The organism is Cupriavidus pauculus (assembly GCF_008693385.1).
Classification (GTDB): domain Bacteria; phylum Pseudomonadota; class Gammaproteobacteria; order Burkholderiales; family Burkholderiaceae; genus Cupriavidus; species Cupriavidus pauculus_D.
Genome location: NZ_CP044065.1, coordinates 2,912,442 through 2,925,486, shown reverse-complemented (window position 1 = coordinate 2,925,486; position 13,045 = coordinate 2,912,442). Strand labels below are relative to the sequence as shown.

The window sequence follows — 13,045 nt, the reverse complement described above, 5'->3', positions numbered from 1 at the left end:
CCAAATTCCATGGGCTATCGTACGGATACATCACAGGGACAGCGGGGCGCGTGCCAGACAGGACGAGGCACGGCGGGCAATTGATGCGGTGCGGCAGACGTACGGCATCGCCCAGTATAGCCACCGCTCCAATGGCTTGATACCCGGGCGTGCCCCCACTGGCGGCACAGGCGGCACAGGAGGTGGAGCGATGCAGGAGTCAGCCGCAACGACCTTTCCACGATTACTGCTCGAGCATGCCCGGCAGCGGCCGGCGCATCCGGCCTATCGCGAAAAGGACCTCGGTATCTGGCAGACCCACGACTGGGCACAGGTGGCGCGCGAGGTGCGCGAAGTCGCCTGTGGCCTCGCGGCGCTGGGCTTCAGGCGCGGCATGAATCTCGCCGTGATCGGCGACAACCGGCCGCGCCTCTACTGGGCCATGACCGCCGCGCAGGCGCTCGGCGGCGTGCCGGTGCCGCTCTATCAGGATGCGATCGCCAACGAGATGGTCTATGTGCTCGACGACGCCGAGATCGATTTCGCGATCGTCGAGGACCAGGAGCAGGTCGACAAGCTGCTGGAAGTGGAAGCGCAACTCGCGGCGCGCGGCCGCGCCGTGCGGCATCTCGTCTATGAAGATCCGCGCGGGCTGCGCGACTACGATCATCCGTCGCTGCTGTCGTACGAGCGCCTGCAGGAAATCGGCCGCGAATACGACAGCGCGCATCCCGGCCTGTTCGACGAGGCGGTGGCCGCCGGCCAGCCCGGCGATACCGCGATCATCCTCTACACGTCGGGCACCACGGGCAAGCCCAAGGGCGTGTGTCATGCGCACGCGGGCCTGATCGGCGCGGCGCGCAACGGTTGCGGCTTCGATGGCCTCGGCCCCGGCGACGACGTACTGTCGTATCTGCCGATGGCGTGGGTCGGCGACAACCTGTTCTCGTACGCGCAGGCCATGGTGGCCGGCTTCACGGTCAACTGCCCCGAATCGCGCGAGACCGTCATGACCGACCTGCGCGAGATCGGCCCGACGTACTACTTCGCGCCGCCGCGCATCTATGAAGGCCTGCTCACGCAGGTGATGATCCGCATGGAAGACGCGGGGTGGATCAAGCGCAAGCTGTTCCACTGGGCGATGGCCGTCGCGCGCCGCTGCGGCGCCGATCTGCTCGACGGCCGTCCCGTCGCCTTCGCGGACCGCCTGCGCTATGCGGTGGGCGCGCTGCTGATCTACGGCCCGCTGCGCAACGTGCTCGGCATGAGCCGCATTCGTGTGGCCTATACCGCGGGCGAGGCGATCGGGCCCGACCTGTTCCGCTTCTATCGTTCGATCGGCGTCAACCTCAAGCAGTTCTACGGCCAGACGGAGACCTGCGCCTACGTGTGCCTGCAGCCCGACGGGCAGGTGAAGTTCGACTCGGTGGGTCCGGCCGCGCCCGGCATGGAGATCCGCATCGCCGACAACGGCGAAGTGCTCGTGCGCGGCGTGGGCCTGCTCAAGGAGTACTACAAGCGCGCCGATGCCACGCGCGAGGCGATCAACGACGAGGGCTACTTCATGACCGGCGACGCCGGCGTCATCGATGCCGACGGCCACCTGAAGATCATCGATCGCGCGAAGGACGTGGGCAAGCTCGCGGACGGCTCGATGTTCGCGCCCAAGTACATCGAGAACAAGCTCAAGTTCTTTCCGTACATCAAGGAAGCGGTCGCCTTCGGCGCGGACCGCGCGCATGTCTGCGCATTTATCAATATCGACTTCGACGCGGTGGGCAACTGGGCCGAACGGCGCCATCTGCCCTACGCGGGTTATGTCGATCTGGCGGGGCAGCCCGACGTCATCGCGATGATCGCCGACTGCGTCGCGCAGGTGAACGCGGACCTCGCGGCCGATCCGATGCTGGCGGGCTCGCAGATCGCGCGCTTTCTGATCCTGCACAAGGAGCTGGACCCCGACGACGACGAGCTGACGCGCACGCGCAAGGTACGGCGCGGCTATATCGCGGAGAAGTACGCGGTGCTCGTCGATGCGCTCTACGCGGGCGTACCGGAGCAATTCATCGAGACGCGCGTCAAGTTCGAGGACGGGCGCGAGGGCAGCGTGTCGGCGACGCTGAAACTGGTGGAGGCCACACGGTTTCCGCCCCGCGGCGCCACGCGCGCAGCCTAACCCGACCGGAGCGACGGCATGACACAGATGGCACGGACCCGCGCGGACGGCCCCCCCACGGCGGGCGCGCACACTACGACCGGCCCGATCGCCTCGCCCGCGCAGGGCGCGGGCAATCCCCACACACCTCACACGCCCTGTGCGGAAGTGCGGCCCGGCGAAGCGCTGGACCCCCGCATGCCCGCGCACGCGCGCACGCGTGGCGACGTGATCCTCGACCTGCAGCATATCTCGCTGTCGTTCGGCGGCGTCAAGGCGCTGACCGATATTTCGTTCGACGTCTGCGAGCACGAGATCCGCGCGATCATCGGCCCGAACGGCGCGGGCAAGAGTTCGATGCTCAATGTGATCAACGGCGTGTATCACCCGCAGCAGGGGCGCATCGTGTTCCGCGGCGAGGAACGCCGGCAGATGCATCCGACCGCGGCCGCGCGGCAGGGCATCGCCCGCACGTTCCAGAACATCGCGCTGTTCAAGGGCATGACCGTGCTCGACAACATCATGACGGGGCGCAATACGCTGTTCCGTTCGGGCATCTTCGCCCATGCGCTGTGGTGGGGTCCCGCGCGCGCGGAGGAGGTGCGCCATCGTCGCAAGGTCGAGGAGGTCATCGACTTCCTCGAGATCCAGGCCATTCGCAAGACGCCGGTGGGGCGCCTGCCGTACGGTCTGCAGAAACGCGTGGAACTGGCGCGCGCGCTGGCCGCGGAGCCGTCCATGCTGCTGCTCGACGAACCGATGGCCGGCATGAACGTGGAAGAGAAGCAGGACATGTGCCGCTTCATCCTCGACGTGAACCAGCAGTTCGGCACGACCATCGTGCTCATCGAGCACGACATGGGCGTGGTCATGGATATCTCGGACCGCGTCGTCGTGCTCGACTACGGCAAGAAGATCGGCGACGGCACGCCGGAAGAGGTCAAGGCCAACCCCGACGTCATCCGCGCTTATCTCGGCGCGTCGCACTAACCGCTCGCATCGCAGGCCACGGACCATGACCTTCTTCTTCGAAATCCTGCTGGGCGGGCTGCTGTCGGGCCTCATGTATTCGCTCGTCGCGCTCGGCTTCGTGCTTATCTACAAGGCGTCCGGCGTGTTCAACTTCGCGCAGGGCGCGATGGTGTACTTTGCCGCGCTCGCGGTGGTGGGCCTGATGGACAAGGGCATGCCGATGTGGGCGGCCGTGATCGGCGCGTTCGTGGTGATGGTGCTCGTCGGCATCGGCACCGAACGGTTCGTGCTGCGCAAGCTCGTCAACCAGCCGCCCATCACGCTGTTCATGGCGACCATCGGCCTGTCGTTCTTCCTCGAAGGTCTCGGCCCGCTGCTGTTCGGCAACGAGGTGCGCCCGATCCAGCTTGGCATCGTCGATGAACCGATCGAGCCGATTCTCACGCACTTCAATATCGTCGTGTCGAAGTTCGACCTCGCGGCCGCCGGCATCGCCGCCGTGCTCGTGGCCACGCTCGCGCTGTTCTTCCAGTACACGAAGGTCGGCCGCGCGCTGCGCGCGGTGGCGGACGACCACCAGGCCGCGCTCTCGCTCGGCATTCCGCTGCAGCATATCTGGGCCATCGTGTGGGGCGTGGCGGGGTTCGTCGCGCTGGTGGCAGGCATGCTCTGGGGCTCGCGCAACGGCGTGCAGTTCGCGCTGACGCTCACCGCGCTCAAGGCGCTGCCCGTGTTGATCCTCGGCGGCTTCACGTCGGTGCCGGGCGCGATCGTGGGCGGACTGATCATCGGCGCGTCGGAGAAGCTGGCCGAGATCTATATCCCACCCGTGTTCCAGTCGATGTTCGGCGGCAACTTCGGCGGGATCGAGGGCTGGTTCCCGTATGTGTTCGCGCTGCTGTTCCTGCTCGTCCGGCCCGAAGGGCTGTTTGGCGAGAAACACATCGACCGCGTTTAACGGACCGTTCAGGAGCCGACATGTTCTATCGCGAAGCGGGCCAGTTCAAGACGTCCTACGTCGCCGACAGCCAGATCTTCCCCATCCGCCAGGACCGCATCGGCTTTGCCGTGCTGATGGCCGTGGCCTTTGTCGCCGTGCCCTTCCTCGGCAGCGAATACTGGTTCAGCGCGATCCTGATCCCGTTTCTGATCTTCTCGCTGGCCGCGCTCGGTCTCAATATCCTGACCGGCTACGCGGGGCAGCTATCGCTTGGCACCGCGGCGTTCATGGCGGTCGGCGCCTATGCCGCGTACAACTTCCAGCTGCGCATCGAAGGCCTGCCGGTGCTGCTCACGTTCCTGCTGGCCGGTCTGTCGGCCGCGCTCGTCGGCGTGGCGTTCGGGCTGCCGTCGCTGCGCATCAAGGGCTTCTATCTCGCCGTGGCGACGCTGGCCGCGCAGTTCTTCGTGGTGTGGGCGCTGACCAAGTTCCCCTGGTTCTCGAACAACAGTTCGTCGGGCGTGATCACCGCGCAGCGGCTCGATCTGTTCGGCTTCGCGCTCGACACGCCGGTGCGCAAGTACCTGTTCGTGCTCGGCGTGGTGACGGTGCTTGCGCTGCTCGCCAAGAACCTCGTGCGCTCCGCCACGGGCCGCGCATGGATGGCGGTGCGCGACATGGATGTGGCCGCGGAGGTCATCGGCATTCCGCTCATGCGCACCAAGCTGCTGGCGTTCGCGGTCAGCTCGTTCTACTGCGGCGTGGCGGGCGCGCTCTATGCGTTCTGCTACCTCGGCTCGGTGGAGCCGGACGGCTTCTCGCTGGACCTGTCGTTCCGCGTGCTCTTCATGATCATCATCGGCGGCGTGGGCAGCATCCTCGGTTCGTTCCTCGGCGCGGCGTTCATCCTGCTGCTGCCGATCTTTCTCGACAACACGCTGCCGACGCTGGCGGCATGGCTCAGCCTGCCGTTCACGAACGCCACCGTGTCGCATATCCAGCTGATGGTGTTTGGCGGGCTGATCATCTTCTTCCTGATCGTCGAGCCGCACGGCCTCGCGCGCCTCTGGCAGATCGGCAAGGAGAAACTGCGGTTGTGGCCATTCCCGCATTGAAGGGGTCGTAGCAAATAACAAATCCGAACAGGAACAGGAGACAAGTCATGGCATTCGAGATCCGCAACTTGTGGCGTGCCGCGCTCGCCGCCGCTACCGCTACCGCTGCTGCCGTGGCGCTGCTCGCACCCGCCGGTGCCGCGCTCGCCCAGAGCAGTGAGCAATTCGTCGCGCTGCCGAGCTATCGCGTCGGCCCGTACGGCGCCAATGGCCAGTCGTTCTATGGTGGCTTCATCGACTACCTCAACTACGTGAATCTCAAGGACGGCGGCGTCAACGGCGTCAAGCTGTCGTGGGAAGAGTGCGAGACCGAGTACAACAACGCCAAGGGCGTGGAGTGCTACGAGCGCCTGAAAGCCAAGAACGCGACGACCAAGGGCACCGCCTATCACTCGATGTCGACGGGTATCTCGTACGCGCTCGTGGACAAGACCGCGGCCGACAAGGTCCCGCTGGTCATGATGGGCTATGGCCGTACCGACGCCGTGGACGGTTCGGTGTTCCCCTACGCCTTCCCGCTCGTCACGACGTACCAGATGCAGGTGTCGGCCATCGTCAAGTACCTGCAGTCGAAGAACGGCGGCTCCCTCGCGGGCAAGAAGATCGTCTACCTGTACCACGACTCCGCCTATGGCAAGGAGCCGATCGTCGCGCTGCAGGCGGAGTCCAGGCTCAACAAGTTCAACCTCGTCGAGATTCCGGTGGCGCACCCCGGCAACGAGCAGGGCGCGCAGTGGCTGCGTATCCGCCAGGAGAACCCCGACTACGTGATCTTCTGGGGCTGGGGCGTGATGAACCAGACCGCGCTCAAGGCCGCGCAGAAGGTCGGCTTCTCGCGCGACAAGATGATCGGCTCGTGGTGGGCCGGCTCCGAGGAAGACACGGTGCCGGCCGGCGACGCGGCCAAGGGCTACATGAGCGCCACGTGGAACGTGGCGGGCCGCAACGTCCCCCTTATCGCCGATATCGACAAGGTGGTGTACGGCGCGAACAAGGGCAATATGCAGGACCGCAACAAGGTCGGCTCGGTGCTCTACAACCGCGGCGTGTCGGCGGCCGTCGTCACCGTGGAGGCCATCCGCGTGGCGCAGGACAAGTTCGGCAAGGGCAAGGTCATGAACGGCGACCAGATGCGCTGGGCCTTCGAGAACCTCAACGTGACCAACGCGCGGCTGCAGCAGCTCGGCGCCACGGGCCTGCTGCCCGAGATCAAGACCTCGTGCGAGAACCACGAAGGGTCGGGCAAGGTGAAGATCCAGCAATGGGACGGCAGCAAGTGGGTCGTGGTGTCGGACTGGATCGAGGGCAACAAGAACCTGATCCACCCGCTGTTCAAGGCCACCGCGGCGCAGTACGCCAAGGAGAAGGGCATCACGCCGGGTTGCGTGAAGTCCTGAGACAGGGCCTGACATCATGCTGACGGTCAACAATATCGAGGTCATCTACGACCACGTGATCCTTGTGCTCAAGGGCGTCTCGCTCGAGGTGCCCGAGGGCCGCATCGTGGCACTGCTCGGCGCCAATGGCGCCGGCAAGACCACCACGCTCAAGGCCATCTCGAACCTGCTGCACGCCGAGCGCGGCGATGTGACCAAGGGCTCCATCACGTATCAGGGCAATCGCGTCGATCAGCTCACGCCGAACGACCTCGTGCGGCGTGGGGTGATCCAGGTGATGGAGGGCCGCCACTGCTTCGCGCACCTGACGATCGAGGAGAACCTGCTGACCGGCGCCTACACGCGCGGCCTGTCCCGCGCGGCCACGCGCGACGAGCTCGAAAAGATCTATGGCTATTTCCCGCGGCTGAAGACGCGGCGCAAGTCCCAGGCCGGATACACGTCGGGCGGCGAGCAGCAGATGTGCGCGATCGGCCGGGCCATGATGGCCAAGCCCGCGATGATCCTGCTCGACGAACCGTCGATGGGCCTCGCGCCGCAGATCGTCGAGGAAATCTTCGAGATCGTGCGCGACCTCAACGCGCGCGAACGCGTGAGCTTCCTGCTCGCCGAGCAGAACACGATGGTCGCGTTGCGCTATGCGGACTACGGCTACATCCTCGAGAACGGCCGCGTCGTGATGGATGGCGACGCCGAATCGCTGCGGACCAACGAGGACGTGAAGGAGTTCTACCTCGGCGTGGCCGCCAACGACGCGGAAGGCGCCGCGCGCAAGTCGTTCCGCGACGTCAAGAGCTACCGCCGCCGCAAGCGCTGGCTGGCATGAAGGATCGATCCATGGACACCTCCCAGACGCCCGGCGCGTTCTTCGACGCGCTGGAGACGCGCGAGCCGGAAGCGCGCGAGCAGGCGCAGCTTGCCGCATTGTCGCGGCAGGTCGCACACGCGCAGTCCCACGCGACCTATTTCGCGGAGATTCTCGGACACGTCGATGCGCGCGCGATCCACACGCGCGAGGCGCTCGCCCAGCTGCCCGTCACGCGCAAGTCCGAACTCACCGCGCGGCAAAAGCTTGCGCCGCCGCTCGGCGGGCTCAATGCCACGCCGATCGGCGGGCTCCGCCATCTGTTCCGCTCCCCGGGGCCGATCCACGAACCCGACGGCCATTCGGGCGACTGGTGGCGCGTCGCGCGCGCGATGTTCGCCGCGGGCTTCCGCGCGGGCGAGCTCGTCTACAACACGTTCTCGTACCACTTCACGCCCGCCGGCATGATGATGGAGACCGGCGCGCATCAGCTTGGCTGCTGCGTGTTTCCGGCGGGCGTGGGCCAGACCGAATCGCAGGTGGAGGCACTGGCCAGCCTGCAGCCCTCCGCCTACGCGGGCACCCCATCGTTCCTGAAGCTGCTGCTGGAGCGCGGCGCGGAGATGGACCTGCGCTGCGCGAGCCTGACCAAGGCGCTGGTGTCGGGCGAGGCATGCCCGCCGCCGCTGCGCGCGTGGCTGCACGACCATGGCATTTCGGCGCGACAGATGTACGGCACGGCCGACGTGGGGCTCATCGCGTACGAGACCGATGGCGGTGACGGCTGGGTCGTCGATGAGGGCGTGCTCGTGGAGATCGTCGAGCCCGGCGGCACGCGACCGATGCCCGATGGCGAGATCGGCGAGGTCGTGGTCACGGTACTGGCCAATGGCGACTATCCGTTGATCCGGTTCGGTACCGGCGATCTGTCGGCGATCGTGGCCGATTCCGCGTGGCGGCCCAGTCCATGCGGGCGGACCAATATCCGGCTCAGGGGCTGGCTCGGGCGCGCGGACCAGACCACGAAGGTCAAGGGGATGTTCGTCTATCCGGGGCAGGTGGCCGAGGTCGTGCGGCGCCATCCCGAGATTCGCGCGGCGCGGCTCGTGGTCACCGGCACGGTGGGCGCGGACGTCATGACGCTGCATTGCGATGCCACGCGCGAGGACGCGGCGCTGGCGGCGGCCATCGGTAAGTCGCTGCGGGAGGTCACGCGCCTGCGGGGAGAGGTGGCCTTCGTCGCGGCCGGATCGCTGCCGCAGGACGGCAAGACCATCGAGGACGCGCGGCGCTACGACTGACTGGCGTTACGACTGACGCCCGGACGCGCCCTCGGGCGCGCGCGTGGGCAGCCGCAGCATCCAGATGCTGACCGCGAGCGCGATGCCGATCAGCGTGAGCGAGGCATAGGGCCGCGCGCGCAGGAACCACGCGGTGGTGCCCATCGATACCCACATCGTCGAGAGCGCGAATACCTTGGCGCGCCACGGAATCGCGCGATGCTTCTGCCAGTCGAGGATGGTCGGCCCGAAGCGCGGATGCGAGACGAGCCAGGTATGAAAGCGTCTGGAGCCGCGCGCGAAGCATGCCGCGGCCAGCAGCACGAACGGTGTGGTGGGCAGCAGCGGCAGGAAGATGCCGATGATGCCGAGCACGAGGCTGATGACGCCCAGCGCGACCCAGAGCGCGCGGACGGCGCGCACGAGGCGCGGACCGCCCCGCGGGGCCTCGAGCGGCAGGTCTTCCGGGCCGTTACGCGGATGTCTGCGGGATGGCGAGCCGGGCTCGTGCGGCATCGTATTCGGTCTTCATGCGCGCGACGATCTCGCCCGCGGTTGGCACATCGTGGATCTGGCCCACGCCCTGACCTGCTCCCCAGATGTCTTTCCATGCCTTGGCCTTCGAAGCGCCGCTCGAGAAATCCATCTTGGTCTTGTCCGCGACGGGCAGGTTCTCGGGGTCCAGCCCCGAGTTGAGGATGCTCTCGCGGATATAGTTGCCGTGCACGCCGGTGAACAGGTTGGTGTAGATGATATCCGCCGCCGCCGAATGCGTGATCGATTGCTTGTATTCGGGGCTCGCGTGCGCCTCCTGCGATGCGATGAAACGCGTGCCCACGTACGCGAAATCGGCGCCCATCGCCTGCGCGGCCAGCACCGCGTCGCCGGTCGCGATCGAGCCGGAGAGCGCGATCGGGCCGTCGAAGATGCGCCGCACCTCGCCCACGAGCGCGAACGGCGACAGCATGCCCGCGTGGCCGCCCGCGCCGGCCGCGACGAGGATCAGGCCATCGACACCGGCCTCGATGGCTTTTTCCGCGTGGCGCAGGTTGATCACGTCGTGCAGCACGATGCCGCCATAGCTGTGGACGGCATCGATCATCTCCTTGACCGGCGCGCGCAGCGACGTGATGAAGATGGGCACCTTGTGTTCGACGCAGACCTTCACGTCGTGCTCGAGCCGCGCGTTGGACGCATGCACGATCTGGTTCACCGCGATCGGTCCCACGCGCGCGCCCGGGTTCGCGGCCACGTGCGCGGCCAGTTCCTCCTGCATCGTCGTCAGCCACTCGTCGAGCAGTTCCGCGGGGCGCGCGTTGAGCGCCGGAAACGAACCGACGATGCCGGCCTTGCACTGGGCCAGCACGAGCTCGGGATAGCTCACGATGAACATCGGGGAGGCGATGACGGGCAGGGCCAGGTTCTGCAGGGCCGGTGGCAGGTGCTTGGCGGCGGGCATGAGGTCTCCTTTTTGCGAACGATCGTTCGACGATCGGTCGATTATAGGGAGTTTCGCGCGCAAAAAAATACCCCGCAGGGTTCTAACCTGCGGGGCAATTACCACGAAGACTGATAAGAAGAGACGGTGGGGCACCTGCCAATGCGTCCACCGCGAGACGCATCATAGGCGGGCATTGTTACCGTCCCAAGACAACAGCCTTCAGATCTTTTCCAGAAGCAGGCCTTTCAGATATTCGCCTTCCGGGAACGCGGCCGACATCGGATGATCGGTCCCGGCCGACAGGCGGCGCAGGATGCGGGCATCGGCGCGCGCGTCGGTCACGGCGCCGGCCACGATCTTCTGGAACAGTTCCATGCTGATCGCGCCCGAGCACGAGTACGTGAACAGCAGACCGCCGGGCCGCAGCAGCTGCATGCCGACGAGGTTGATTTCCTTGTACGCGCGCGCGGCCCGGTCGATATGCTGCGCCGACGGCGCGAACTTCGGCGGGTCCAGCACGATCAGGTCGAACTGGCGGCCCTCGGCGCGGAACTGCCGCAGCGTCTTGAACACGTCGGCGTCCAGCCACGTCGCGCGGTCCGCGTCGAAGCCGTTCAGCGTCACGTTGTTGGCGGCGATCTTGAGCGCTTCGCCCGACGAATCGATCGACGTCACGGCGGTCGCGCCGCCACGCAGCGCGGCCAGCGAGAAACCGCCCGTGTAGCAGAAGCAGTTCAGGACCTCGCGGCCTTGCGCAAGATCGCCGACCAGCTTGCGGTTGTCGCGCTGGTCCACGTAGAAGCCGGTCTTGTGGCCGTTGCGCACGTCCACGTAGTAGCGCACGCCATGTTCGGTCACCGACAGTTCGGGATCGGGCTCGGCACCCGCGAGCACACCGGTGACGAGCGGCAGGCCCTCGCGCTCGCGCACGGCCGCGTCCGAGCGTTCGTACAGGTTCGGGCAGCCGGTCTCCTTGACCAGCGCCTGCACGATCGCGGTCTTCCACTGTTCCACGCCGGCCGAGTTGAACTGGCACACGAGCTGGCCGCGCTCGCCGTTGCCGTAGTAATCGACGATCAGGCCCGGCAGCCGGTCCGATTCGCCGAACACGAGGCGCACGGCGTCGGTGTCGCGCACCCACTGCCCGCGATGGGCGATGGCCGCGGCCACGCGGCGCTTGATCAGCGCGTGATCGACGGGCTCGTCCTCGTCGAACGTCCATACGCGCGCGCGGATCTGCGACTCGGGGCTATAGGCCCCGCGTGCGAGAAAGCGGCCGTCGGCGGCGCGGATGGTCACCGTGGCGCCCGGCTCGCAGCGGCCGCTGGTTGTCGCGATGCCCGTGGCATAGACCCACGGATGTCGCCGGAGCAGGGACTTTTCCTTGCCCGGCTTGAGGGTGATCACATTCACTTACATCACCACCTTGACCATCGGGTGCGAGCTCAGCGCGCGGTACAGGTTGTCGAGCTGCTCGCGGCTCGTCGCCCGCACCGTCACGGTGAGGCCCAGGTAGTTGCCGTTGCGCGACGGGCGCATTTCCATCTTGCCCGCGTGGAACTCGGGATCGAAGCCCTGCACGACTTCCACGATGGTCTCGGCGAAGCCATCCTGCATCGCGCCCATCACCTTGATCGGGAAGTCGCTCGGATACTCGATCAGCGACTCGCGCGGGGTGACCGGATCGGTCTGGCCGGCGGAGAGGTCCTGCTGGGGATCGTCGTTCGAATCGGTACTCATGTCGTCATCCTTGAGCGATTACTTGCGCTTGAACCACAAGCGGATCGTGTCCCACAGGCGGCCGAAGAAGCCGGCTTCCGGCACTTCCTCGAGCGCGACCACGGGGAACTCGCCCACCTTCGTGGTGCCGTCCATCAGCTTGACGGTGCCGACCTGCTGGCCGGCGGCGATCGGCGCGATCAGCAGTTCCTGGCGCTCGAGCACGGGCTTGAGGCGGCCGCCGGTGCCCTTCGGCACGGTCACGAACGTCTCGTTGGCCACACCGATCTTCACGGTGCCCGACTTGCCCTTGTAGATGTCCGGCGTCGCGAGCACCTGGCCCTTGTCGTACAGGCGCAGCGTGTCGAAGAACTGGAAGCCGTAGTTCAGGATCTTCAGGCTTTCCGCGGTACGGGTCTGCTCGCTCACGGTGCCGATGACGATCGACACGAGGCGGCGCGAACCGTTCGGCACGTTGGCGAGCGGACGCTTGGCCGACGAGATCAGGCAGTAGCCGGCGGACTTCGTGTGGCCCGTCTTCACGCCATCCACGGTCGGGTCGATATACAGCAGGCGGTTGCGGTTCGGCTGCTTGATCTTGTTATAGGTGAACTCCTTCTGCGAGTACATGGGGTAGTACTCGGGGAAGTCGTTGATCAGGCGCGTGGTCAGCGTGGCCAGATCCACGGCCGTCGTGTAGTGGTTCGGGTCGGGAATGCCGTCGGTGTTCGTGAAGTGCGTGCCCTTGAGGCCCATGCGGCCCGCCTCGTCGTTCATCATCTTGACGAAGCCTTCCTCGGAGCCGCCCACGGCCTCGGCCAGCGCGAGCGCGGCGTCGTTGCCCGACTGCACGATCAGGCCCAGCAGCAGGTCCTGCACGCTCACGGGCTTGTTCGGTTCGATGAACATGCGCGACTCGTCGCTCTTGACCTTGAGCACGAGCGAGGTCGGCACCACGGTTTGCTCGAGCGTCAGGCGCTTCTCCTTGAGCGCGGCAAACGCGAGGTATGCGGTCATCAGCTTCGTCAGCGACGCGGGCTCGATGCGCATGTCGGCGTTCTGCGAGGCAAGCGCCTGGCCGCTGGTCACGTCGTAGAGCATCCAGGACTTGGCGGCAACCTGCGGCATCGGCACGCCCTGCGCGAGCACGGCCATGGGCGCGGCAGCCAGGGTGGCGGCGAGCGCGACGGCGGCGATTGGCGCGAGGTGCGGCATGGCTCTGTTCATCATTGTTGTATTACC

At 66.5% G+C, this 13,045-nt stretch carries 12 protein-coding genes; 7 read left to right on the top strand and 5 right to left on the bottom strand.

The features are described 5' to 3' along the window. Positions 1-190 precede the first annotated feature (190 nt). The 7 genes from FOB72_RS13420 (at position 191) to FOB72_RS13390 (ending at position 8,664) form a co-directional block, all read left to right on the top strand. Entirely contained in the window at positions 191-2,155 is a 1,965-nt protein-coding gene (locus FOB72_RS13420) for an AMP-dependent synthetase/ligase (RefSeq protein WP_150372965.1), read from the top strand. Positions 2,156-2,332: 177 nt separating this feature from the next. Continuing rightward, the gene (locus FOB72_RS13415; RefSeq protein WP_150373899.1) at positions 2,333-3,124 is read left to right on the top strand and encodes an ABC transporter ATP-binding protein; all 792 of its coding nucleotides are present in this window, start codon (positions 2,333-2,335) and stop codon (positions 3,122-3,124) included. A 25-nt stretch (positions 3,125-3,149) separates the two neighbouring features. Next, positions 3,150-4,064, top strand: a complete 915-nt coding sequence (locus FOB72_RS13410; protein WP_150372964.1) for a branched-chain amino acid ABC transporter permease — start codon at positions 3,150-3,152, stop codon at positions 4,062-4,064. 20 nt (positions 4,065-4,084) lie between these two features. After that, positions 4,085-5,161 carry a branched-chain amino acid ABC transporter permease gene (locus FOB72_RS13405; RefSeq protein WP_150372963.1) on the top strand — a complete coding sequence of 359 codons (1,077 nt, stop codon included), beginning with the start codon at positions 4,085-4,087 and terminating at the stop codon, positions 5,159-5,161. A 47-nt stretch (positions 5,162-5,208) separates the two neighbouring features. Continuing rightward, complete coding sequence (locus FOB72_RS13400) at positions 5,209-6,558, top strand: ABC transporter substrate-binding protein (protein ID WP_150372962.1); 1,350 nt, start codon at positions 5,209-5,211, stop codon at positions 6,556-6,558. Positions 6,559-6,574: 16 nt separating this feature from the next. Next, the gene (locus FOB72_RS13395; RefSeq protein WP_150372961.1) at positions 6,575-7,384 is read left to right on the top strand and encodes an ABC transporter ATP-binding protein; all 810 of its coding nucleotides are present in this window, start codon (positions 6,575-6,577) and stop codon (positions 7,382-7,384) included. Between the two features lie 11 nt (positions 7,385-7,395). Further along, positions 7,396-8,664 carry a phenylacetate--CoA ligase family protein gene (locus FOB72_RS13390; protein ID WP_150372960.1) on the top strand — a complete coding sequence of 423 codons (1,269 nt, stop codon included), beginning with the start codon at positions 7,396-7,398 and terminating at the stop codon, positions 8,662-8,664. Between the two features lie 6 nt (positions 8,665-8,670). Here FOB72_RS13390 and FOB72_RS13385 read toward each other — a convergent pair whose 3' ends face one another. The 5 genes from FOB72_RS13385 to FOB72_RS13365 all read right to left on the bottom strand — a co-directional run bounded on the left by FOB72_RS13385 (position 8,671) and on the right by FOB72_RS13365 (position 13,033). Continuing rightward, positions 8,671-9,159, bottom strand: a complete 489-nt coding sequence (locus FOB72_RS13385; RefSeq protein ID WP_150372959.1) for a YbaN family protein — start codon at positions 9,157-9,159, stop codon at positions 8,671-8,673. Then, positions 9,116-10,102, bottom strand: a complete 987-nt coding sequence (locus FOB72_RS13380) for an NAD(P)H-dependent flavin oxidoreductase (RefSeq protein ID WP_150372958.1) — start codon at positions 10,100-10,102, stop codon at positions 9,116-9,118. Before FOB72_RS13380 ends, FOB72_RS13385 begins: the two co-directional genes overlap by 44 nt. Before the next feature lie 201 nt (positions 10,103-10,303). Then, on the bottom strand, positions 10,304-11,497 hold the full coding sequence (locus FOB72_RS13375; protein WP_150372957.1) for a class I SAM-dependent rRNA methyltransferase: 1,194 nt from the start codon (positions 11,495-11,497) through the stop codon (positions 10,304-10,306). After that, entirely contained in the window at positions 11,498-11,824 is a 327-nt protein-coding gene (locus FOB72_RS13370) for a YbeD family protein (protein ID WP_150372956.1), read from the bottom strand. It lies immediately after the preceding gene. An 18-nt stretch (positions 11,825-11,842) separates the two neighbouring features. Further along, entirely contained in the window at positions 11,843-13,033 is a 1,191-nt protein-coding gene (locus FOB72_RS13365; RefSeq protein WP_150372955.1) for a D-alanyl-D-alanine carboxypeptidase family protein, read from the bottom strand. Positions 13,034-13,045 lie beyond the last annotated feature (12 nt).